The organism is Nocardia goodfellowii, assembly GCF_017875645.1.
Taxonomy (GTDB): Bacteria; Actinomycetota; Actinomycetes; order Mycobacteriales; family Mycobacteriaceae; genus Nocardia; species Nocardia goodfellowii.
Window position 1 is genome coordinate 4555933 of record NZ_JAGGMR010000001.1, and the last position, 22561, is coordinate 4578493.

19 protein-coding genes and 2 pseudogenes are annotated in these 22561 nt (G+C 67.6%); 16 read left to right on the forward strand and 5 right to left on the reverse strand.

The features are described from left to right. Nucleotides 1-39 precede the first annotated feature (39 nt). Nucleotides 40-1143 carry a GGDEF domain-containing protein gene (locus BJ987_RS20970; RefSeq protein ID WP_209892783.1) on the forward strand — a complete coding sequence of 368 codons (1104 nt, stop codon included), beginning with the start codon at nucleotides 40-42 and terminating at the stop codon, nucleotides 1141-1143. Nucleotides 1144-1169: 26 nt separating this feature from the next. On the opposite strand, the gene BJ987_RS20975 is transcribed toward BJ987_RS20970, so the two are convergent. Continuing rightward, entirely contained in the window at nucleotides 1170-2210 is a 1041-nt protein-coding gene (locus BJ987_RS20975; protein ID WP_209898812.1) for an NAD(P)-dependent alcohol dehydrogenase, read from the reverse strand. A 204-nt stretch (nucleotides 2211-2414) separates the two neighbouring features. Here BJ987_RS20975 and BJ987_RS20980 point away from each other — a divergent pair, with 204 nt between their 5' ends. The 5 genes from BJ987_RS20980 to BJ987_RS21000 all read left to right on the forward strand — a co-directional run bounded on the left by BJ987_RS20980 (nucleotide 2415) and on the right by BJ987_RS21000 (nucleotide 7453). After that, a complete protein-coding gene (locus BJ987_RS20980; RefSeq protein ID WP_209892785.1) occupies nucleotides 2415-3410 on the forward strand; it encodes an ABC transporter ATP-binding protein in 996 nt (331 codons plus the stop codon). Continuing rightward, the gene (locus BJ987_RS20985) at nucleotides 3407-4222 is read left to right on the forward strand and encodes an ABC transporter permease (RefSeq protein ID WP_209892787.1); all 816 of its coding nucleotides are present in this window, start codon (nucleotides 3407-3409) and stop codon (nucleotides 4220-4222) included. The genes BJ987_RS20980 and BJ987_RS20985 overlap by 4 nt, the downstream gene beginning before the upstream one ends. Next, nucleotides 4219-5364 (forward strand): sensor histidine kinase, encoded by a 1146-nt coding sequence (locus tag BJ987_RS20990; protein WP_209892789.1) that lies wholly within the window; start codon nucleotides 4219-4221, stop codon nucleotides 5362-5364. Before BJ987_RS20985 ends, BJ987_RS20990 begins: the two co-directional genes overlap by 4 nt. Further along, entirely contained in the window at nucleotides 5361-5981 is a 621-nt protein-coding gene (locus tag BJ987_RS20995; RefSeq protein ID WP_209892791.1) for a response regulator transcription factor, read from the forward strand. The genes BJ987_RS20990 and BJ987_RS20995 overlap by 4 nt, the downstream gene beginning before the upstream one ends. Nucleotides 5982-6160: 179 nt before the next feature. Then, complete coding sequence (locus BJ987_RS21000; RefSeq protein ID WP_209892793.1) at nucleotides 6161-7453, forward strand: cation:proton antiporter; 1293 nt, start codon at nucleotides 6161-6163, stop codon at nucleotides 7451-7453. Nucleotides 7454-7465: 12 nt separating this feature from the next. Here BJ987_RS21000 and BJ987_RS21005 read toward each other — a convergent pair whose 3' ends face one another. Next, nucleotides 7466-7897 (reverse strand): T6SS immunity protein Tdi1 domain-containing protein, encoded by a 432-nt coding sequence (locus BJ987_RS21005; RefSeq protein ID WP_209892796.1) that lies wholly within the window; start codon nucleotides 7895-7897, stop codon nucleotides 7466-7468. 175 nt (nucleotides 7898-8072) lie between these two features. Here BJ987_RS21005 and BJ987_RS21010 point away from each other — a divergent pair, with 175 nt between their 5' ends. The 3 genes from BJ987_RS21010 to BJ987_RS21020 are packed head-to-tail and all read left to right on the forward strand — an operon-like array spanning nucleotide 8073 to nucleotide 12181. Next, complete coding sequence (locus BJ987_RS21010; protein ID WP_209892799.1) at nucleotides 8073-8735, forward strand: TetR/AcrR family transcriptional regulator; 663 nt, start codon at nucleotides 8073-8075, stop codon at nucleotides 8733-8735. 28 nt (nucleotides 8736-8763) lie between these two features. Next, nucleotides 8764-11355, forward strand: a complete 2592-nt coding sequence (locus BJ987_RS21015; protein WP_209892802.1) for a PEP/pyruvate-binding domain-containing protein — start codon at nucleotides 8764-8766, stop codon at nucleotides 11353-11355. After that, a complete protein-coding gene (locus BJ987_RS21020; protein WP_209892805.1) occupies nucleotides 11345-12181 on the forward strand; it encodes an alpha/beta hydrolase in 837 nt (278 codons plus the stop codon). Before BJ987_RS21015 ends, BJ987_RS21020 begins: the two co-directional genes overlap by 11 nt. A 10-nt stretch (nucleotides 12182-12191) precedes the next feature. Here BJ987_RS21020 and BJ987_RS21025 read toward each other — a convergent pair whose 3' ends face one another. Next, nucleotides 12192-13118 (reverse strand): TIGR03564 family F420-dependent LLM class oxidoreductase, encoded by a 927-nt coding sequence (locus tag BJ987_RS21025; RefSeq protein ID WP_209892808.1) that lies wholly within the window; start codon nucleotides 13116-13118, stop codon nucleotides 12192-12194. 129 nt (nucleotides 13119-13247) lie between these two features. Here BJ987_RS21025 and BJ987_RS21030 point away from each other — a divergent pair, with 129 nt between their 5' ends. From BJ987_RS21030 to BJ987_RS21040, 4 genes and pseudogenes are all read left to right on the forward strand, one after another. Further along, nucleotides 13248-14303: an alpha/beta hydrolase gene (locus BJ987_RS21030; protein ID WP_245366062.1), complete on the forward strand. Its 1056-nt coding sequence runs from the start codon at nucleotides 13248-13250 to the stop codon at nucleotides 14301-14303. Nucleotides 14304-14524: 221 nt separating this feature from the next. Next, nucleotides 14525-16807, forward strand: a pseudogene (locus BJ987_RS21035) (MMPL family transporter); the annotation flags it as partial. A gap of 207 nt (nucleotides 16808-17014) precedes the next feature. Continuing rightward, nucleotides 17015-17767, forward strand: a pseudogene (locus BJ987_RS38235) (MSCRAMM family protein); the annotation flags it as partial. Nucleotides 17768-17866: 99 nt separating this feature from the next. After that, a complete protein-coding gene (locus BJ987_RS21040; protein WP_209892814.1) occupies nucleotides 17867-18091 on the forward strand; it encodes a hypothetical protein in 225 nt (74 codons plus the stop codon). Here the strand turns inward: BJ987_RS21040 and BJ987_RS21045 are convergent. After that, complete coding sequence (locus tag BJ987_RS21045; RefSeq protein ID WP_209892817.1) at nucleotides 18088-18285, reverse strand: hypothetical protein; 198 nt, start codon at nucleotides 18283-18285, stop codon at nucleotides 18088-18090. The two genes, BJ987_RS21040 and BJ987_RS21045, sit on opposite strands and share 4 nt — an antisense overlap. Nucleotides 18286-18367: 82 nt before the next feature. Then, nucleotides 18368-19648, reverse strand: coding sequence for a lactonase family protein (locus tag BJ987_RS21050; protein ID WP_209892820.1), 1281 nt, complete (start codon nucleotides 19646-19648; stop codon nucleotides 18368-18370). Between the two features lie 76 nt (nucleotides 19649-19724). On the opposite strand from BJ987_RS21050, the gene BJ987_RS21055 reads away from it, so the two are divergent. From BJ987_RS21055 to BJ987_RS21065, 3 genes are all read left to right on the forward strand, one after another. Beyond that, entirely contained in the window at nucleotides 19725-20618 is an 894-nt protein-coding gene (locus BJ987_RS21055) for a LysR family transcriptional regulator (protein WP_209892823.1), read from the forward strand. 256 nt (nucleotides 20619-20874) lie between these two features. Beyond that, nucleotides 20875-22116 (forward strand): oxygenase MpaB family protein, encoded by a 1242-nt coding sequence (locus BJ987_RS21060; RefSeq protein WP_209892826.1) that lies wholly within the window; start codon nucleotides 20875-20877, stop codon nucleotides 22114-22116. Between the two features lie 60 nt (nucleotides 22117-22176). Continuing rightward, entirely contained in the window at nucleotides 22177-22485 is a 309-nt protein-coding gene (locus BJ987_RS21065) for a hypothetical protein (protein WP_209892829.1), read from the forward strand. Nucleotides 22486-22561: the final 76 nt, after the last annotated feature.

The window sequence follows — 22561 nt, forward strand, 5'->3', positions numbered from 1 at the left end:
AATGCCGGGGGTCCGTTGTCCACCTAAGGCGGCTTCTCGTTGAGAGACAACCAATCGGTGTTCCGCAGGTGGTGGCGCGACCGGGTCGATTATCGCGGCCTGGTCGAGACGTTCGCCGCGCACGGTGCGTTGGGTCCGTTCAAGTTCATGCTGGGGACCGGCGGGCTGGTCATGCTGTGCCTCGCGGTGCTGGCCCCGATGGCGCAGGGCGAGGCGCCGGGCCGGATCATAGAGGTGCAGGGCGTCGTCGAAGCGGTCATCGCGGGCGTGTGGACGTTGCGCTGGTGGTTGTTGCCGTGGCCGCGCGAATACGAGTCGCTGGCCTGGATCGTGCTCTTCGACCTCGACACCGCAGCCAATGAGCTGATCGCCCACGACCGCGTGGTCGGCGTGCTGGGGATCGTGCTGCTGGCGGCGATGGGCGGCTACGTCGCGGTGTTCCACGGTCCGCGCATTCTCGCGCTGCACATCGGCTGGACGGTGCTGACCAGTGTCCTGATGGCCGGATTGATGATCAGCGGAAGGCTGCCGGGCTACGGCACGAGCCGGCGGGCCGATATCGCCGTCGGCATCGGGGTGATCCTGGTGATGGTGGTCGTGGTCGGGGTCGTGCTGCCGTTCATGCAGTTCAGTCACTGGCTGCTGCGGGTGGACGCGCTGTCGGACCCGCTGACCGGGCTGTTGAACCGGCGCGGTCTGGACGCGCATCTGTCGGCGCGGATCGGTCGCGGTCGCCGCCGGACCGCGGCGTTCGTCGCGACGGTGGACCTGGATCGCTTCAAAGCCGTCAACGACACCTTCGGTCACCCCTTCGGCGACGAGGTGCTGATCCACACGGCCCGGCGACTGCGTGACGCGGTGGAATCCGATGCCCTCGTCGCGCGCACCGGCGGGGAGGAGTTCGTGGTGGTCGGCGCGTTGCGCGCGGACGCCACGTCGATCGGGGAGCGACTGCGCCGGGCCGTCGAGAACATGTCGGATCTGCCGGTGACGATCACCGCCAGTGTCGGCGTCGCGGTCCTCGACGCTTCGCACCCCCGCGACGAGGCCGATTACCGTGAGCTGCTGCGCAATTCCGATTCCGCGATGTACCGGGCGAAACACCAGGGCGGCAACGCCGTTTACGTCGCCGCCCTGGTCTGAAAGGGCCCTCGATTCCGGCGCGAAGGTCAAGTGTTCGGCAGGATGACAGCTCGCCCCCGTACCTTGCCGTCGTGCAGCCGTTCGTAGGCCTGCGGGGCCTGCTCGAGCGCGTAGGTTTCGGTGTGTACGGAGATCGCGCCGCTGCGGGCCAGGTCGAACACCTCGATCAACTCGGCTCGGCTGCCCCAGTACGGCGCGCTCACCGACACCTCGTAGGGAAGTACGCCGAATCCCACCGGCAGGGTGCCGCCACCGATCCCGACGATGGTCACGTCGGCCTCGACAGCGGCGCAGGCCGCCGCGATAGCCACCGTCGGCGGCGCGCCGACGAAGTCGAAAACCGCTTCGGCCATGCGCCCCGCCGTCAGCTCGCGGATGGTCGCGGCGGCCGCACCGTCGGATTCGATCGCGTGGTGCGCGCCGACTTCCTTTGCCAGCGCGCGTTTTTCGGCACTCACGTCGAGTGCGATGACGCGGGCCGGGCTGAGATGGCGCAGTAGCTGGATCGCGACGTGGCCGAGGCCGCCCGCGCCGATCACGACCGCTGTGGATCCGGGGATCAGTTTCGGCAGCGAATGTTTGATCGCGTGATACGGCGTCAGGCCCGCGTCGGTGAGCGGGACCGCCTGCACCGGATCAAGGTCGTCGATGGGAACCAGATGGCGGGCGTCGTCGACGATCATGTACTCCGCGATCGCGCCCGGAGCGCCCAGACCGGGCGGGTGAATGCCGAGTTCGCCGGCGCGCAGGCAGTAATTCTCTTTGCCCACCGCGCATTTCGCGCACGCACCGCAGCCCCAGGGCCCGTACACCGCGACGAGGTCACCGACGTCGACCGTGTGGACACCGGGCCCGGTCTCGGCGACCGTCCCCACCCCCTCGTGCCCGAGCGTCAACGGCAGCGGGAAGCTCAACTGGTCCGCTGGTGCGCCCATCACCACGAAATCGGAATGGCATACCCCGGCGGCGAGTACCCGGAGCAGCACCTGTCCGGGTCCGGGCACGGGCCGGGGAATCTCCACTATCTCCGGTGCCGTGCCGGCGCTGCGGTACTGCAGGGCCTTCATCGAATCGGTCATTCGCGAAATCCTCTCTGATCAGCAGTTCGGATGTGCGCTACCAGGGGTGGAGCCGGTTCCCCGGACAAAGCCTACCGATCGGTCTGTACGGCGTCCGCTGACATTTGTCATGGCCGATCCATGCGGAAGTCATCAGGTTTCGGTGACTGCGCTTACTACTGTCCGCCGGCGGTCTCGGCGACAGTTGAGGCTATGAACAGCGCACATCGAAACCCGCCGGATCAGGTTGGCGCCCAGGCGAAACCGATCGACGATGTCATCACCGCGCGCGGCCTGCGCCGAACCTACGGGCACGGCAAGGACGCCTTCGAAGCGGTGAAAGGGGTAGACCTCCAGATCGTGTCGGGAGAGGTTTTCGCCTTGCTCGGGACCAACGGAGCGGGCAAGACCTCGACACTCGACCTGCTGGAGGGGCTGGCCGCGCCGACCGACGGTGAGGTGCGGGTCTTCGGTCTCGATCCGCTCCGGGACCGGGCGCAGGTACGCGCGCAGGTCGGCATCATGTTGCAGTCCGGAGGACTGCCCGCCGAGCTGACCGTGCGCGAAGCGCTGGAGATGTGGCGCGGGACGTGCACCGACCCCACCACCGCCGACGCGGTCCTCACCCAGGTCGACCTGGCCGACCGCGCCGAAGTCCGGGTCGGTTCGCTCTCCGGCGGTGAGCAACGCCGCGTCGACATGGCCTGCGCCCTGCTCGGGCGGCCGCGGTTGCTGTTCCTCGACGAACCGACGACCGGGCTCGATCCGGAGAGCCGTCGTGCGACATGGCGACTGCTCGCCGACCTCAAGGCGTCCGGGGTGACGATGGTGCTCACCACGCACTATCTGGACGAAGCCGAGGCACTCGCCGACCGGATCGCGATCATGCACAAAGGTGCCGTCGTCCGCACCGGCGCGCTGCGGGAGATCGTAGACGGGCACCCGGCCCGGATCGCCTTCGATCATCCGGGACTGTCGCTGCCGCGATTGCCTGCCGCACGGACCGACGCCCGAGCTCGCGTCACCGTCACGACCCATGACCTGCAGAGTCACCTGTTCGAACTGCTCACCTGGGCCCGCGAACACGGCGTACGGCTGGGCGGACTCGAAGCCCGCGCCGCGTCCCTGGAGTCGGTCTTCCTCGACATCGCCGGCGACTCGGCGGACACCACGAGCACAAACCCCGAACTGATCGGAGCCTCCCGATGATCGACACCGCGACATCCACCACGACAATTCGCCGCCGCCCGTTGGCCGCGCTGGCCAAGGCGGAGTTCCTGCAGTTCCGGCGTAACAAGACGCTGGTCTACATGGCGACGGTCTTCCCGATCGGCACACCGTTGGCGATGTATCTGATCGCCCGCAAAGACGAACCGTCCACGACTGCGATGGCGGCCACCACATTCGAGCTGCTGGCGCTGCTCACCTTGCTGTTCGTGCAGTACTACTCGGTGCTGTCGATGGTCACGACGCGCCGCGGCGAGGGCGTGCTGAAACGGTTGCGCACCGGGGAGGCCGCCGACTGGCAGATCCAGACCGCCCCGGCGGTGCCGGGCGTGTTCGTCACGCTCGCGTGCACGGTCGTGGTCGCCGCCGTCGTCTATGGCACGGGCACACCCGCACCGGTGAACCCCGTGGCGATCGCCCTGGGACTGATCGGCGGCGTCGCGCTGTTCTCGTTGCTGGCACTCGCGACCAGCGCCGTCACGAAGAACGCGGAGGCCGCGCAGATCACCTCGTTGCCGGTGATGATCGTGGCGATGCTGGGCCTCGGGTCCATCCGCGGTGTCCTGCCGGATCGGCTGGCCGCGGTGGCCGACTGGACGCCGTTCGCCGCGGTGTCGGATCTGGTCTCCCTCGGTGCGTCCGGTAAGCCGGCTACGGCCACCGCCGACGACGTGGCCGCCGACTTCGCGGGTACTTTCGCGGAACTCGGGCGGCCGTTTGCCACACTGGCGCTATGGACCGTCCTGGCAGTCGTGCTGACCCGCAGGAGCTTCCGCTGGGACGACCGGGGATGACTCGGTTGACCTCGTGGTGGCACGAGTTGCCCGGAGCCGCCAAGTTCCGGCTCTACACCCGGGTCACCCTGCAGATCGCGGTCGCCGTGCTGGTGCTGACCGTGGTGATGACCAACGGTGTCGATTCGCCGTGGTTCGCCCCGGGGATCGTGATCGCGGGAATCGCGGCGATCCTCGCACTGCACGCACAACCCGACTTCGCCACCGAGGCGGTATCGCGCCGCTGGATGTTGCCCGCCGCCATCAGCTTGCTGGGCGGGGTATGGCTCGTCTATGCCGTGGTCACCCGGCTGGCGGCGAGCGAGACTGTCGCGCACCAAGCGCGGATGGCGGGCGGTTACACGGCGATATTGGCCATCTTCTCGGTGGTCTCGTTTCTGCCGCGGCACAAGTGGTGGGCGGTCGCCGGAATCAGCCTCGCGACTGGTCTGGCGTACGCCTCGTCATTGACCGGCGGCCTGGTCGCGGCGCTCGTGAGTCTGCTGGCCGGTGTTTTCGCGGTCGGCACGACCTTGCTCACGGTGTGGGGTTTGCGGGTGGTGGAGGAGCTGGAGCGGGCGCGGGTGGTCGAGACGGAATTGCAGGTGGCCGAGGAGCGGTTGCGCTTCGCGCGTGACCTGCACGATATCGTCGGCCGCGGCTTCTCCGCGATCGCGGTGAAAAGCGAACTCGCGGCGGTACTCTCGCGTTCCGGCGCCGCCGATCGCGCGGCCGCCGAGATGGACGAGGTCAAGGCGCTCGCCGTCGAATCGATGGGCCAGATGCGTCAACTGGTGCGCGGCTACCGCGGCATCGATCTGCGGGCCGAGGTGGCCGGTGCGCGCTCGCTGCTCGCCGCGGTGGACTGCCGGCTCGTAGTCGAAGGCGATCCGGCCAGGGTCCCGGCGCGGTATCACGAGGTCGCGGCCTGGGTGGTGCGTGAGGGCACGACCAACATCGTCGAGCACTCCGCGGCGACCTCGGCGGTACTGACCCTCGGAGACGCTGGAATGTCGTTGCGCAACAACTGTCCCCGCGGCACACCGGGGGAGCGGTCCGGGCTGCGCGGCCTCGCCGAACGGCTCGCGGCCACCGGCGCGACGCTCGAGGTGCACGCGTCGACCGAGGCCTTCGAGATCGAAATCCACTGGGAGAACACATGATTCCCGTCCTGCTCGCCGACGACGAAACACTCGTCCGCGCCGCGTTGGCGACCCTGCTCGATATCGAGACCGATATCGAGGTGGTCGGCCACGTGGGCTCCGGCGAGGAACTCCTCGCCGAGTGGCGACGCCGGAGCGCCGCGGGCACGCCGGTCGCGGTGGCGGTGATCGATCTGCAGATGCCCGGCATGGACGGCATCGAGACCGCCGTGCAGCTGCAGCGTCTCACCCCCGGCGCGGGCACCCTGATCGTCACCAGTCACGGACGCCCCGGCTATCTGAAACGAGCACTCGCCGCGGGGGTGCGCGGTTTCCTGCCCAAAACCACCTCGGCGGCCACGCTGGCCGCGGTGATCCGGACCGTCCACGACGGCGGCCGCTACGTCGACCCCGAACTGGCGGCGGAGGCCATCAGCGCCGGCGACACCGTCCTCACCGGCCGTGAGGCCGACGTGCTCGAGTACGCCCTCGACGGCGCGTCGGTCGACGAAATCGCCCGCCGCGCCCACTTGTCGCCCGGGACCACTCGCAACTACCTGTCCTCCGCGATGGCCAAACTCGGTGTCGCGAACCGGTACGAGGCCGCGCTCAAAGCTCGGGAAAAGGGCTGGATCTGAACTAGTTGATCGACCTGAAACCACCACCGGCGCAATCCCATTGCGCGCTCTGGCCGGGCAGCCACCGGGCCTGCGAGCAAGGTCGCGAACCCGCCCGCCGTTTCCATGCGCGGCAACCGGGTAGATCTTGATTTTGGCTCCGAAAGACAGGTGACTTGCGCGGTGGCGCAGCGAAAACGATGACCAACCTCAATATCGAACGCGTATATCTGGCCGCCGGAATCGCCCTGCTGCTGGCGGCGACGCTGCCTCGCCTCTTCAAGGATCGGGCGATCACCGCACCGATGCTCATGCTGGGCGTCGGGGCCATCGTCGGACTCGTAATCGGGCCGACCGGCTTGCAAACGGTGTCCCCGATGTCGCATCCGGCCGTGATCGAACACCTCGCGGAACTGTGCGTGATCGTGGCCCTGATGGGTGTCGGACTGGCCATCGACCGCCCGTTGGACTGGCGGACCTGGGGCTCCACCTGGCGTCTGCTGCTGATCACCATGCCGCTCTGCATCGCTGCGGTGGCGGTATTCGGTTGGTGGGCAGTGGCATTGACGCCCGCCGCCGCCGCACTCCTCGCCGCGGCGCTGGCGCCGACCGACCCGGTGCTCGCCTCGGATGTGCAGGTCGAAGGACCCACCCCCGGCGGCGCGGGCTCGACCGAGGAGGACGACGAAGTGCGTTTCGCCCTCACCTCCGAAGCCGGCTTCAACGATGCGCTGGCCTTCCCCTTCGTCTATCTGGCGATCTTTCTCGCGACCGAGAGTTCGGTGCGGAGCTGGTTCGCGGGGTGGGTCGCCTGGGAATTGTTCGGCAAGATCGTGGTCGGCGTCCTGATCGGCGGGATCCTCGGCGATCTGCTCGGCCGGGGCCTGTTCCGATTCCCCATCAAGGACGCACGGCTCGCCGACCGAGGGGAGCCGATGGCCGTGCTGGCAGCGGTATTCGCGGTCTATGGGCTCACCGAACTCGCCGGGGGCTACGGATTTCTCGCGGTGTTCGCCTGCGCGATCGCCATTCGACGCATCGAGCGCGACAGCGGATACCACGAACAGATGCACAGTCTCGTCGAACAGCTCGAACATGTTCTCACGCTGGTAGTGCTTCTGCTGCTGGGCGCGGCCCTCACCACCGGCCTGCTGGACGCGCTGTCCTGGCCCGGCGTCGCGCTGGGCGTACTGCTCGTCTTCGTGTTCCGGCCGCTCGCCGGGTGGCTGTCTTTGCAGCGGTGCCAGGAGATGGACCGCAAGGAGCGGGCCGTCAGCGCGTTTTTCGGCGTCCGCGGTATCGGCTCGATCTACTACGTCTCCTACGGCCTGACGCAGCTGGATCTCGGCCGGGAAGCCGACGCCATCTGGGCGATCGCGGCGTTCACGATCGTGCTGTCGGTGATCGTGCACGGCGCCAGCGCCGGATGGGTGATGAAGCACCTCGAGCACACCCGCGGGCGCGGGCAAACCGGCACCGCCGTCAGACCGTGACGCACCGCGCGATCACATCTCCACGCTCTGCGCCACGAGGTCCAGGAACACCCAGATGTCGCCGCGCATATAGGCATCCGGTTCCTCGGAGCCGCCGAGGAACGGGTACGGCGTGGCGATGTAGACCTCGCGCTCTTCCAGCGGGCCGAGGAGCCGCCGGATCTGCGCCACGTGCGACGGGCGCAGCACATATTTGGTGAAAACCCGGTCGAGCAGGACATCGGTGATGAAGTCGTCGATATCGCGGAAGCGCCCGTAGCTCTCGGCTCGCGCCTCGTAGGGATGCAGCACCGCGTACTCCCGCGTGCCGCTGTTGCGCAGGAAGACGTGCCCGAGCTCGGAATACCCACGCACGGTGTCGAAATGCGGAAAATGCGGCTCCCACGCCGGCATCACCTCGCCGATGTGACGCGGCTCGATCAATCGGAAGCAGTCCGATTCCACGCGAGCACCCTTCTGTCGTTTCGAGAATCACGATGTCAGTGTCCGCATGGGATCTCACACAGCCCAGAGGTTAGTCCCGGTGCCAGGGGCGAGCAGCCGGGGGGCGTTGACGCGGCGCGGAGAGCGGCGTACGGTCGGCTTTGACAAATTATCCAAATTCGTCAAAAGGTCAAAAATGGCGGTCAACGAGGTCGAGCGCGAGCAGGCGATTCTCGACGCGGCAGTCGAACTGCTGCTCCGGGTCGGCTACCAGAAGCTGACCATGGGCGATGTGGCGGACGCGGTCGCGCTGCACCGCGGGCTGGTGTACCTGCGCTTCAAGTCGAAAGACGACCTCGTCGAAGCGGCCGGGCGACGCGAACTCGACCGGTACGCCGAGCAGTGGTCGGAGGCGCTGCGCGCCGACCCGGCCGGCGGCACGGTGGCCAGCGTCTATCGGGCGATGGTGCGGGCATTGCGGTCGCTGCCGTTCGCCGCGGCGATCGTCGCGCGCGACGAGGCGGTCTTCGGCAAGTACCTGCGCAAGCCGGGGACGCTGTTCGATCGATTGAAAGACGTCGGCACGGTCGGCTTCCTCGCGGGTATGCAGGAGGTCGGTGCGATGCGCGCCGATATCGACGCCCACGCCGTGGCTTTCATCCTCGACGCCCTGACTCCCGCGCTGCGGCACACCTTCTCGCACGCCGACGAGGCCGCACCCGCGACCGACGCCGTGGTCGACGCCCTGGCCGAGCTACTGGAACTCGGCCTGACCCCGCCCGCCGGCGCCGATCTCGCTGCGGGCAAGTCCTACCTGCTGGCGGCGCTCACGCGTACCCGCGCCACCTTCTCTGCCTGATCCCGCGAAACCCGATTTGGGAGCTGCTGTGCACACTGTGGAAAATCAGCTGGATTCGTACACTCTGACCCTGGCCGACCCGCTCGCGACCCTGGAAGTCGCGGGCGGCAAGGGCAGCTCACTCGCCCGAATGGCGGGTGCCGAGCTGCCCGTGCCCCCGGGGTTCCATGTGACCACCGCCGCCTACCGGCGGTTCGTGGCGGCGGACGGGCTGCACGAGCGAATACTCGAAGTGGCGGCCGGAGTGGCGGCCGATGACCCCGGCACCTGGACGACCGCGGCGAACGCCATCGCCACTCTTATTGCCGCGCAACCGGTTCCGGAGGACGTCGCCCAGGAGATCCGCACCGGCTATGCCCGGCTCGGCGAAGTGGCGGTCGCGGTGCGATCCTCGGCCACCGCCGAGGATCTGCCGGAGATGTCCTTCGCGGGACAGCAGGACAGCTACCTCAATATCGTCGGCGCCGAAGCCGTGGTGGCCGCGGTCAAGCGGTGCTGGGCTTCCCTATGGACCGACCGCGCCCTGGGATACCGTGCCCGCCACGGTATCTCCGCCGACGACGTGGCGCTGGCGGTCGTCGTACAGGAGTTGGTGCCCGCGGATTCGGCCGGGGTGGCGTTCACCGCGAATCCGCTCACCGGTGCCCGTGACGAAGTGCTGATCAACGCCGCGTGGGGGCTGGGTGAGGCGATCGTGAGTGGCCGGGTCACCCCGGACACCATCGTGATCGCCAAGAGCGGCAACACGATTCGACAGCGCGACATCAGCGACAAAGAGTCCATGACCGTGCGCACGGCGGACGGAACACGCGAAGAAGCGGTACCGGAGGATCGCCGCCGTCTGCCGGTGCTCGAGCCCGCGGCCGAAGCGGAACTCGCTCGCCTGGCGGTGCGCATCGAGGAGTTCTACGGGCAGCCCATGGATATCGAGTGGGCGCGGCACGCCCAGCGGTTCTTCGTGGTGCAGGCGCGCCCGATCACCGCACTGCCGGACGCCGCGCCCGCCGCGACCGAACAGGATTGGGATCTGCCCGATCCGCACGGCAAGTACATCCGGAGCAGCGTGATGGAGTTGCTGCCCGATCCGCTCTCCCCGCTGTTCGCCACCCTCGGCATTCCGGCCTGGGAACGGGCGACGCTCGCGCACTACCGGGCGATCCAGTTGCCGTACTTCAGCGAGCCGCTGGCGGTCATCAACGGCTACGGCTACTACAACGTCGACTACCGCGGCGGCCTGCTGGTCCGAATGGCGCTGGCGCAACCGAAGTTCCTGAGCCGGACGCTGCCGAGACTGCTGCGTTCCGCGCCCGAGCGCTGGCGGACCGCCCGAGACCGCTACCGGCAGGTGGCCGGGCAATGGGAGGGAGTCGACCTGACCGCCGAACCGGCCGTGCGGCTACTGGGCGGAATGGCGGAGATCGTGGACGAGGCCGCCCGGTATTACCTGACCATCCAGGGCAGCGCGCTGCCCGCGGCGTATCTCAGCGAGTCGCTGTTCACGAAGGCGTACAACGTGGTCAAGGCCTCGGATGATCCGCCCGCGGCGACCTTCCTGCTCGGTTTCGACAGCAAGCCGATCCGGGGCGAGCAGGCGCTTTATGACCTGGCCCGCTGGGCGCGGACACAACCGGGACTGACCGAACTGCTCACGACGGCCACCGTCGCCGATCTCACCGCCGACCGCGACAATGCCGCGTGGCCGGAGTTCCGGCAGCGGTTCCAGCGGCACCTGACCGAGTTCGGCGACATGGTCTACGACCTCGATTTCGCCAAGCCGCTGCCGGCCGACGATCCGGCCTCGCAACTGCAGGTGCTGCGGTTCTTCCTCGGCGAGGACGCCCCGGATCCCTATGCGCGCCAGCGCACCGCCGTGCGAGCGCGCACCGAGGCGGAGCGTTGCCTGGAAAACAAGCGACCACGTTTCGTGCGCCGACTGCCGCTGCGCCTGCTCGGCTGGGCCCAGTCCGCGGCCCCGCTGCGCGAGGACGCGCTGGCGGATGTCGGCGCGGGCTGGCCCGCGGTGCGCCGGCTGGCGGCCGAGCTCGGGCGGCGACTGGTCGACTCGGGCGTGCTCGAGGCCCCGGCGGATGTGTACTGGCTGCGGCTGCCCGAACTCCAGGCGGCGACCCGCGCGCTGGATGCCGGTCGTACGCCCGATGATTCGCGTGCCACGGTTGCCGAACGGCACGCCCTCTGGCAGGCGCAGCGGGCGCGAACCGCCCCGCATGTGCTGCCGGTCAAGGGCGGCGGGAAGATCCTGGGAATCGACTTCGGCAAGGAAACCTCACCGGACGAGGTCGCGATCAAGGGCACGCCCGGCAGTCCCGGTCGTGCCACGGGTCCGGCGCGAATAGTGCACGGCCCCGCGGAATTCGACCAGATGCGTCCCGGTGACGTCCTGGTGGCCAAGATGACCACGCCCGCGTGGACACCGCTGTTCGCGCTCGCCTCGGCCATTGTGACCGATGTCGGTGGTGCGCTCAGCCACAGCTCGATCGTGGCCCGCGAGTACCACATTCCCGCGGTCCTCGGCACCGGCAACGCGACCGAGCGACTGCGCACCGGCCAGCAGATCACCGTCGACGGCAATGCCGGAACGGTGGGCGTCGATGAGCACTGAACATGTCGAACTGATCCCGCTCTGGCCGAATCCGTCTGGCTCGCAACCTGATACCGAGCCGCACGGCCGATCGACGGTGCTGTCCGCGGTACCGGGGCACCAACAGCTCCGGGTGATCCGCAACGTGACCCAGCCCGCGTGCACGGTCCATCCGGCGGACCCCGACCGAGCGACGGGCTCCGCGGTGATCATCTGCCCTGGTGGAAGTTTCGTGGTGCTCACCGAAACCGCGACGGAGGTCGCGAACCGGCTTGCCGCGCAGGGCATCACAGCCTTCGTCCTGCGTTACCGCTTACTGCCGACAGCTCCGAGCGACGAGGAGTTCCAGCGCGAGTGGGCCTCCGCCTACACCATGGACGAGATCAAAGCGCAGTCTCGCCTCGCGGCTGAGGACGCCCGCCGGGCGGTCGGGATGGTGCGCGCCCGAGCCGCCGAATGGAATCTCGACCCGCACCGCGTAGGCATACTCGGCTTTTCGGCCGGGGGACTGCTGACAGTAAGCGCGGCAACCGATTACGAGCCCGCGACCCGGCCCGATTTCGCCGCGCCCATATACCCGCCGATATGGCACGAATACCGTGTGCCTCCCGACGCCCCACCGTTGTTCCTCTGCTTCGCGGCGGACGACCCGGGCGAGAACGTGGTCGGCGGCAACCTCGCCCTGCACCAGGATTGGCGCACCGCCGGGCATTCCGTGGAAATGCACGCCTACGCCGAAGGCGGGCACGGCTTCGCCGAAGCCGCGCAGGGCCTGCCCTGTGATTCCTGGCTCGACCGATACCTCGAATGGCACTCCCGGATCACCCGGATGGAACCCGCGTCATGAGCGGAAACGCCTATCGCGCCGGCGAACGTTGTGCGGCGAGCTCGCCGAGGAGCTTCCAGGTCCGTTGCTGGTCTTCGGCTCCAGCGAGATCGGTTGCGGTGAGCACGATTTCGGTCGCACCCGCGTCGTAGTAGCGCTGGATTCCGGCGGCCACGGTCTCCTCGTCGCCGATAATGGCGAGGTCCGCGGCCCGCTGTGCGCCTTCGAGTTCGATGACCCGGCGGTAGGAGGGCACCTGGTCGTAGAACGCCAGTTGCTCGACCGCCTCGGCGCGGGCCCCCTCGATATCGGAGGTCACGACGGCTGGCACGAAGGCGACGACGCGCGGCGTGGTCGTGGCCGCGCGGGTGAGCGCCGGAACGATCTGCTCACCCAGGGTCCGCGGGCCCGCGAGGTAGGGCAGGATGCCGTCGGCGAGTTCGCCGGTCACGCGCAGCGCCTGTGGGCCCATGGCCGCCACCAAGACGGGAATGCGCGGCTGTGCCCCGGCCAAGGCGGTCGGCAAAGGCGGCGTGGCGGTGAGGAGTTCGCCGTGGAAATCGGCCGTTCCGGTGTCCAGTAGTTCCCGAAGCGCGGTGAGGAACTCGCGCAACCGGGCGACCGGCCGATCGAAAGGCGTACCGAAGGCACCGGCCACCAGTGATGAGCCCAGAGCCAGGCCGAGGTGATAGCGGCCGTGCGTGGCGGCCTGCGCTGTCTGCGCCTGCGCGGAGACCAGGAGCGGGTGCCGCCCGATCACCGGGATCGCGGAGGTGCCCACCTGGAGCGCGGGCACCTCCCGGCCGACGATGGCCGCCAGTGCCGGTGAGTCGTAGTCCATGCGCTGTCCGAACCACACCGAGCCCACACCGTGCGCGGCGACGGCTCGCGCTTGGTGCACGGAATCGTCGATGTAGTTGGTCGAATTCGTCTGGGCGAGGGCCACTCCGAGCGTCATGTCTACCGGAAACAACGCTCGCGCCCCCGCTGTTCCGCATTGCCCGCGCCGCGGACCAAACCAGGTCGGGGACCAGTGCGAACCTCCGGTAACGCGATGACCGGCAACGCGGCGACGAGAGGGATCAACTTGAGGCAACAGCGATCGGCGTCATCCCGGAGCACCCGCGCGGGCGCGGTGACGTGGCGGGTCGGCGCCACCACGTTGCGCTGGCTCGCCGTCGGCGCGCTGGTAGTGGCGGGCTCGGCGGGGGCGGTGGACACCGCGGCCGCGGCGCCCGGCGTCGTGTCCGTGGCCGACGTGAGTGACCGCCGGCAGACGGTCATGGTGTTCTCGCCCGCGATGGATCGGCAGATACCGGTCCAGGTCATTCGCGCCGCGGCCCCGGCTCGGCCCACGATGTACCTGCTCAACGGCTCCGGGGGCGGCCCGAACGAGAGCGGCTGGGATGTGCAGACCGACGCGGTCGACTTTCTGCGCGGCAAGGATGTCAACGTGGTGACCCCGTTTGGCGGTGCCAACTCCTACTACACCGACTGGGTGCGCGACGACGCGGTGCTGGGCCGCAACAAATGGCAGACCTTCCTCAACGACGAGTTGCCGCCGGTCATCGAGGATTTCTTGGGCGCCAACGGGAATCGGACGCTGGTCGGTGTTTCGATGAGCGGCACCTCGGTGCTGAACCTGGCGATCGCCAAGCCCGGTTTCTGGCAGAGCGTCGCGTCGTTCAGCGGTTGCGCGCAGACGTCGGATCCTATCGGGCAGGAGTTCGTGCGCCTGACGGTCGAGAACTGGGGTGGCGGGCAGAGCGTCGAGAATATGTGGGGGCCGCGCAACGGTCCGCTGTGGCGGGCCAACGACCCACTGGTCCACGCGGACCGACTGCGCGGGACCGCGGTGTATCTGACTACGGGCAGCGGGATTCCGGCAGCGCCGCATGACACCCCGGCCGACCGCCGAGTCCAGGAGGGCCGCATTCCGCTGCCGGTGCAGATCGTGTTCGGCGGGCCCATCGAGGCGGCTATTCGCTACTGCACGGTGAATCTGGCGAATCGCTTGCGGGAGCTCGACATTCCGGTCACCGTGCATGATCGGCCGGTCGGCACCCATTCCTGGGGTTACTGGGAGGACGACCTGCGCACCGCCTGGCCGTTCCTGGCTGAGTCCGTCGGCAGCCAACCGTAACCGGGCCGCCCCGGTATCGAGGGTGGTGCGTCGGCGTGCGGTATGCTCTCGAAAATTGAGGTTATTCCTCCGCTTACGTGCTTTTCAGCTCTGCCACCCCTGCCGCGCGGTAGGGGTGGCAGCTCGCGTCGGGGGAGATGTTTCGCATGCACAGCGGGCCGCGAAGGTGCTGTAACGGGCCCTGAACCAGCACAACCGGTTACCTCCAGGAGAACCTAGTCGTGTCCGTATACCTTTATCGCTGGGGCAAATTCGCCTTCCGCCGCAAATGGATAGTACTGCCGGTGTGGCTCGTACTCCTCGCCGTGCTCGGCGGCGTCGGCGGCTGGCTGAGTAAACCGATGAGCGACGAGTTCAGCATGCCGGCGCTGCCCGCGCAACGCGCCACCGACATCCTGGACAAGCAGTTCCCCGGTATGTCCGGCCAATTCAGCGTCGACGCGGTGAGCGGCGCCTACGTCATCAAGGCGCCCGAAGGCACGAAGCTGACCGACCCGCCGAACCGCGCCGCCATCGACGCGCTCATCACCGACCTGAAGGCACTGGCGGTCGAGGACGGCAGGCGCAGGCTCGTCACCGCCGAAACCGCTGCCGCGCTGAAGAATCCGGTCGATGTCACCGCGTCGATGGGCTGCCTGACCACCGCCGACCCGGCCGTGTGCTCGGGCGCCCCGCTCAATGTCCTGAACGAGGCGACTCCGGCCACCGTCGCCGTGCTCTCGGTGCCCTTCGACATCCCCTCCTCGATGGACATCACCGACGAAGAGCGGCACGCCGCCTACGACGTCGCGGGCCCGGCCCGGGAAAAGGGATTGATCGTCGAGGTCGGCGGGGCGATCGAGCAGGAACAGGAACAGCCCAGCGGCCACGCCGAAATGATCGGCATGGGTGTGGCATTGGTCGTCATGGTGATCGCCTTCGGCGCGATCGTGGCGGCTTTCGTGCCGATCATCACCGCCGTCGTCGGCTTGGGCGCCGCGCTGATGTCCATCGCGCTGGGCACGTCGATCATCGAGGTGCCGAGTTTCACGACCTTCCTGGCGTCCATGATCGGCATCGCGCTGTCCATCGACTACGCCCTGTTCATCGTCTCCCGTTACAAGCACGAACTACGAGTCGCGGACAGTCCCGAGGAGGCCGCCGGTATCGCCGTCGGCACCGCCGGGTCCGCGGTGGTGTTCGCCGGGCTCACCGTCATCGTCGCCCTGGGTGCGCTGAGCATCGTCGGGGTGAAGTTCCTGACCTTCATGGGCCTGGGCGGCGCCCTCGCGGCCTGCTTCGCCGTGCTCACCGCCGTCACCCTGATGCCCGCTCTGCTCGGCGCGTTCGGCCGCTTCCTGTTCACGCCGAAGCTGCCGCTGGTCGCCCGGCACGATCCGGAAGACGACACCTCGATCACCCACGGAATGCGGCTGGCCAGGCTGATCGGCAAGAGTCCATGGATCGCGGCGGCCGTCGCCGCGGCAGCACTCGCGGCACTGGCCACTCCGGCGCTCAACCTGCAACTGGGTCTGCCGGGCGAGGACAGTTTCCCGCCCGATTCCACGGTCCGGCAGGCCTACGACATCCGCACGGAAGGTTTCGGTGAAGGCAGCAACGGCGTTCTCACGGTGGTCGCCGACCTGGAGCAGGTGCCGGAGGATGCGCGCCGAGCCGCGGTCACCGCACTGCGCGACCGGCTCGCGGCCTTCCCGGAGATGGACTACGTCACCATGCCCCAGTTCAGTGCGAACGGGCTCGGGGCGATGCTCAGCGGGGTCCCGCGGTCGGGGCCGAACAATCAGGACACCAAGGACCTGGTGCGCGACGCCCGCGCGGCCGAACCCGAATTGACCGAGCGATACGGAATCGAATACGGCATCACCGGCACGACCGCCATCTACGCCGATATGGACCACGTCCTACTCGGCAAGATCGTGCCCTACCTGGCGATCGTGGCCGGTGCGGCTTTTGTGTTGCTGATTCTGGTGTTCCGGTCCATCCTGGTCCCGCTGACCGCGGCGCTGGGCTTTCTGCTCTCCATGGCGGCCACCTTCGGCGCCACCGTGTTGATCTTCCAGGAAGGCGCTTTCGGCCTGATCTCCGATCCGCAACCGATCATCAGCTTTCTGCCGATCATGTTGATCGGGTTGGTGTTCGGGCTCGCCATGGACTACCAGGTGTTCCTGGTGACCCGGATGCGCGAGGAATTCGTGCACGGCAAGTCCGCCCGGGACGCCATGATCTCCGGGTACCACCACGGCGCCCGCGTGGTCACCTCGGCGGCGATCATCATGATCTCGGTGTTCGGCTCCTTTCTGCTGGAATCCGACGTCACCGCGAAATCCATGGGCTTCGCGCTGGCCGCCGGTGTCGCCATCGACGCGTTCGTGGTGCGCATGGTGCTGGTGCCGGCGCTGCTGGTCATCATGGGCAAGTGGTCCTGGTGGATGCCGAGGTGGCTCGATCGCCTGCTGCCCGACATCGACGTCGAGGGCGCGCAGCTGCGGAAGTCGCGGCAGCCGTTGTTCGAGCCCCTGGACGCTGCGCACGCCGTGCCCGAGGAATTGGTGCGGGCCGGGGAAAGCGGCGACGAGATTTCGGAGGCCGTCGTGCCGGCAGTCGCCGAACCGCCGCCGGTTGACGCTCCGGCGCACTCGGCGACGAACGGTAGTGGGCCACAAGGGATGTCTGGTGAGCAGTTCGCGGCTGGCGGCCGAACAATCGGCGGTCGCGTCCGCCGCGATGACGGACACCCGGTGCCCGATGCGGTGCTGACATTGATAGATCAACTCGGGCAACAAGTTTCACGGATGAATGGCGACGAGGACGGTGTCTACACCCTCGAGCCCGCCGCGCCGGGAAACTACGTCATGATCGTGGCGGCGGAAGGTTATCGACCGGCCGCGGTGCACGTCACCGCCGTGGAGGGCGCCGCCCAGCAGGTCGACCTCACGCTGCACGCGTCCGGCGAGTTGTCGGGCGTGGTACACACCGCCGCGCGTACGCCCGTGGCCGGTGCCACCGTCACCGTGACCGACCAGCGCGGTGAGGTGGTCGGTGCTGCCGTCACGGCGTCGAACGGCGGTTACGCATGTCGGGGACTGATGGCCGGAACCTATACGCTCGTGGCGGTCGCTCCCCGAATGCGGCCTACCGCAACCACATTGACCGTGCCGGACAGCGGGCAGCTGCGGTTCGACGTCGAACTGGCTCCCCTGGCGACACTGTGGGGAACGGTGCGTGCCGACGGCCGCCCCGTCTACGACGCCCGGGTCACCGTGCTCGACCATTGCGGCTCGACCGTCGACATCGTCTATACCGACGAGGACGGGCGCTATGCCGTCGCCGGTCTGGCCGAGGGGGAGTACTCCGTGGTGGCTCGCGGCTACCCCCTGGTGACCAGCGAAGTGATCATCAGCGGTGGCGCGGTCGATCATGATGTGCGGCTGGGCTTCGACGACGAACACGCGGAGGTTTCCTGAGTCAGGGGGTGGTCCCCCACAATCGATGGCTGTCGCGGGCCCGAGCCGTGGCATACGGTATCGCTGAATGGTCGGCCTTCCACCGGAAAGAAGGATTCGATGCAGAACCCGAAGCTCTGGCTCACCGCACTCGGCCTCGTGCTCGCCCCGCTCGCCGCCGCCGCGCCCGCCGCGGCGGCGGGATTGCCGCTGGTTCCCGCGACCGACGCGCCGAGCGTGGTCGACGAACCGCGCCCGTGCGTCAACTACCCGGGCAATATCCCGTGCAACCTGTCCACCTTCTCGGCTTCACTCGGGCTCGAAAAGTACAGTCCGTTTCGCTAGGCCGGCAAATGCACGGATTCGACAATGGGTTCCGGCGCGACCGGCTGATCGATCATTCGCCAGTAGCTGGGTGAGAAAATGTCGACGCCGCCGTCGCCTTTGATTACTTTGAGCGCGCCGTTCTCGATCGAGAACGTGTCCTTGTCGTGGTACTGCACGACGGTTTCGTCGGCCAGCTGCACAGAGAACTTCATGGTCGGCACACTATCGCTGGACATGGTTCACGCTGCGGATTTGATAATGGCGTGCCGGAGCGAGCACAGCCGAGGTCCACTTCTAGGATCGAGTGGCGACGTGGTGCACGCCGTGGGGGAGCGGAATGCGCTGGACCGGGGTGAGGCGGTCGGGTTCGACGCGGTAGATCTGCAGCCCGGAGCCCGGTGTGTCGGCGGCGCGGGCCTGGTAGACGGTGGCGATGAAGTAGCGGCCGGTGGAATCGAAGGTACCGCCTTCGGGCAGCACGCCGTCGAGGGGATAGTCGCCGAGTTTGGTGAGGGCGCCGGTAGCCGGGTCGAGACGCAGCAGCGAGACCGAGGCCTGAGTCTCGTGCGCGGGCGAATCAGGGGGCAGGGCGGTGCCGCGCATGTTGACTGTCGCGACGCGGTCGCCCGCGGGATTGATGGCCAGCCCCTCGGCCGACTTGTCGGAGTCCGCCGTGGCGGTGACCTGATGGTTGCCGGTGTCGTCGAGTCGGATGACGCTGAGTTTCGAACGGGTGGCGGGGATCCGCCGGCTGAGGTCGGTGGTGCTGAGGTCGCGACCCCAGTCGGAGGTGATGTAGTGGCGACCGTCAGGGGTGAAGCGGCCAACGAAGGGATCGGCGCCGGTGCCGACAGGGGCGCCCCAGGGGCGGATCTCGTTGCCGTCGACGGTGAAGAAGGCGACTCGGTTCTGCGTGGTGATGTTGACGGCCAGAGCGCGGCCGTCGGGATGCCAGTGCACGTTGGTCGCGAGCACGCCGCCCCGGGGGCGGGCCGGGTCACCGGTGAGGCCGAGCGTCGCCAGGTCGTACCATGCCGGTGTGCCGAAAGCTGTTCCGTCCCAGGGCGTCAACTCCAGGATCGCGGCATCGGCGGTGTTGGAGACGGTGGCGATCCGGGTGCCGTCGGGGCTGATGCCGAGGGCTTCGGGGGAGTGCGCGATGGTGGCGGTGTCGAGCACCCGCATCGGGGGCGAAACATCCACGGCGAAAAGGCGATCGCCCTGCGGCAGTTGCTGCGCCCGGGTGCTGCCGGGTTGCCGTTGTCCCAGGCGTTCGGTCACGAAAGCCGTTCTGCCATCGGGTGAGAGCGCGAGCACCTCGGGCGCCGAAGTCACCGAATTGGACACTTCGAGATGGTGCGCGCTGACTTCGCCGTCGGCTACGCGCAGGGTGGTGAGCAGGTCGCGATACCCGTCCGGGGCGAGGACGCCGTCGGCGTAAGTGCTGGCGAGATGGTCGCCGTCGGCGAGAGCGACGATCTGTTCGATCGTCACGCCGGATTCGGTGTCGGCCGAGCCGCAAGCGGTCAGCATCGCGAGGGTGAGGCAGGCGGAGAGCGTGGTGAGTGGGCGCATACGGCCAGTTTCGGCGCGGCCGTGATCGCGATCAATCGGTATATCGGCTTGTGTGATAGTGCAATACGATCACAGCGTGGATCTGCGGTCGGTCGAATGTTTCCTCCGTGTGGCGGAGACTTTGCACTTCGGCCGGGCCGCGGAGGAACTGCACCTGAGTCAACCGGCGTTGAGTCAGCGCATCCGGACCCTCGAACGCGACATCGGCGCAACGCTTTTCGAGCGCAACCGGCGCGGAGTACGACTCACCGCGGCGGGGCAGGCGTTCCTCGCCCCTGCGAAATCTGCCGTGACACAAGGCGATCGGGCTGCCGAAGCGGCGCGCAGGGCCGCGCGGGGTCTGCACGGGCGGTTGCGACTCGGCTTCACCGTGGTCGCCTCCTACACCGCGCTACCGCAGGCGATCCAGGCGTTCCGCACCACGCACCCCGACGTGGAAGTCGATCTGGTCGAGATCAATTCACCGGCCTTGGAAGTCGCGCTCGATCGGGGCGAGATCGATCTCGCAGTCCTGCATCCGCCGCTGGAACGGCCGCGTCTGCGGCTGCGCATGTTGCCCGCCGAGCCCTTGGTTCTGGCTCTGCCGGCCGGACATCGTCTCGCCGAGCAGCGCACCGTGTCGTTCGCCGACTTGTGGGGCGAGCCGATGCTGACCGCGCCGCGCAGCGTCGGGCCGGTGCTGTTCGACAAAGTGATCGCCTGCTTCCGAGCCGCGGGCGTGGAGCCGCGCATCGTGCAGGAGGCGACGCCGGTGACGACGCTGGCCGGGTTGGTCGCGGCGGGCGCCGGTCTGGGATTCGTCACCCGCGGCGTCGCGGCGGCGACCCGGCCGGGCGTGGTGTTCCGGGATGTCCCTGCCGCCCCGGCCATTCCGATGGCCGCCGCGTGGGCCGCCGCCGAGCCGTCACCGGCGGGCAGCCGGTTCCTGACGATCCTCGACCGTCATATGGCCGGTTACAACCGGGGATAGGTCGTGCTGGTCGCCGCACCGGCTTGTCGCAGCGATCTGATAACGGCGCCGCGAAGTGACTAGTCATTCCTTCGCTAGTTGCTGGCGGGTGCGCTGGCGAAAGTGCAGGGTATCTGGGTGTAGATCAACAAGAACCTGTTCTCACCAAACGGCTGACAGGCCGCCGGTCGCGGTGTTAAGTTACTGCTCATTCTCAGATATTTGTCACACACGCCGAGCATGTGGAACACGTGCTCGGGCTCGATGAGGAGCAGACATGGACAGTCTCAGCAGGCGGAGTGCGTTGAAGGCGAGTGGGGTGTTGGGTGCGTTCGGGGCGATGGCGGTGATGGTTCCGGCGCGGGCTGAGCCGTGGTCGTGGTCGCCGCAGGGTTCGGTGGCGGGGGTGGGTGAGGGGTTGGATCCGATGGGGGTGTGGGATCCGGAGGTTGATGAGTTGGTGGGGGGTTTGATCGATCGCGGTGAGGTGCCGGCGGTGAATGCGTTGTTGCGGACGTGGACCAGGAATGGTCAGCCGTTGCCGGAGGGGTTGCCTTCGGAGTTGCGGGATTTCATGGAGTATGCGCGTCGGTTGCCGCAGTGGACTGATCAGGGGAAGTTGGCGACGGCGGTGCAGTTCAACAAGAAGCGGGGTTTGTATTTGGGGGTGTTGTATGGGTTGGCGAGCGGGATGATGAGCACGGTGATTCCGAAAGAGGCTCGGGCGGTGTATTACTCGAAGGGGGGTCATGATTTGAAGGATCGGATCACCAAGACCGCGAAGTTGGGGTATGACATCGGTACTCATAATGCGTATGGGGCGGATGGGGAGATGGTGGTGACGTGTGTGAAGACGCGGTTGGTGCATGCGGCGGTGCGTAATTTGTTGCCGCGTTCGCCGCATTGGGCGAGTGTGGCGCAGGAGGGTGTTCCGATCAGTCAGAACGATATGATGGTGACGTGGCATAGTTTGCCGACGACGGTGATGAAGCATTTGACGGCGTGGGGGGTGCCGATGCCGGCCCATGAGTCGGAGGCGTTTCTGCATTCGTGGCAGGTGGCGGGGCATATGTTGGGGATTCGGGATGAGTATATTCCGAATTCGTGGCCGGAGGCGAATGCTCAGGCGGCGCAGGTGCTGGATCCGATTATCGCGGTGACGCCGGAGGGTGCGGTGCTGGCGGATCGGTTGTTGCGGTTGGGTGTGAATTTGGATTTCGCGGTGTTGAGTAAGCCGGTGTTGGGTTCGTTTACTCGTTTTCTGTTGGGTGATCGGATCGCTGATGAGTTGCGGATTCCGCGGGAGTTGTTGTGGGATCCGTTGTTGCGGGTGAGTTGGGGTCCGTTTATCGCGGTGCGTGAGGGGTTGTTGCCGGTGGTTCCGCTGGCGCCGGATGCGTATTGGTTGTTCGATGAGTTTCTTCGTCAGGCTGCTTTGATTTATTTGGCGGAGCTTCAGATGCCGATCAGTATCGAGATCCCGACGATGAATCGGGATATGAGCAAGCCGCCACGCTGAACGGTTTGCTTCGCACTTTCCTCTATGGCTCTGGACATTTCTTTTATTAGGAGCGCGATGATGCGTACCACTCTCCGGCTTGCCGTGGCTTCGGCTGCTGCGACGACCCTTGTGACCGCGGCCGCGTCGGCCCAGGCCGAACCGGTCGCTTTCACCCCACCGCCGGTCACCACCGTCGCGGACGAAACGGGTTCGGCGGCTGTCGATTCCGGTTCGGCTGCCGCGCGTTCGGCGGTGTGGCTGTTCCAGCAGGGCAACGTCATCGGCCTGCTGGTGCTGCTGGCTGTCACACCTCTGCAAGCGTTGACCGGCGGCATTTGTGATCTCGCTACCGGCTCGGGACTGCCGAGCCCGTGCACCACTCGCTGACAGCGCCGACACCGCGATAGTCGTCCGCTCGGCGGCAATCCCGCCGAGCGAGCTCCCACAGTAGCCGGACATCCAG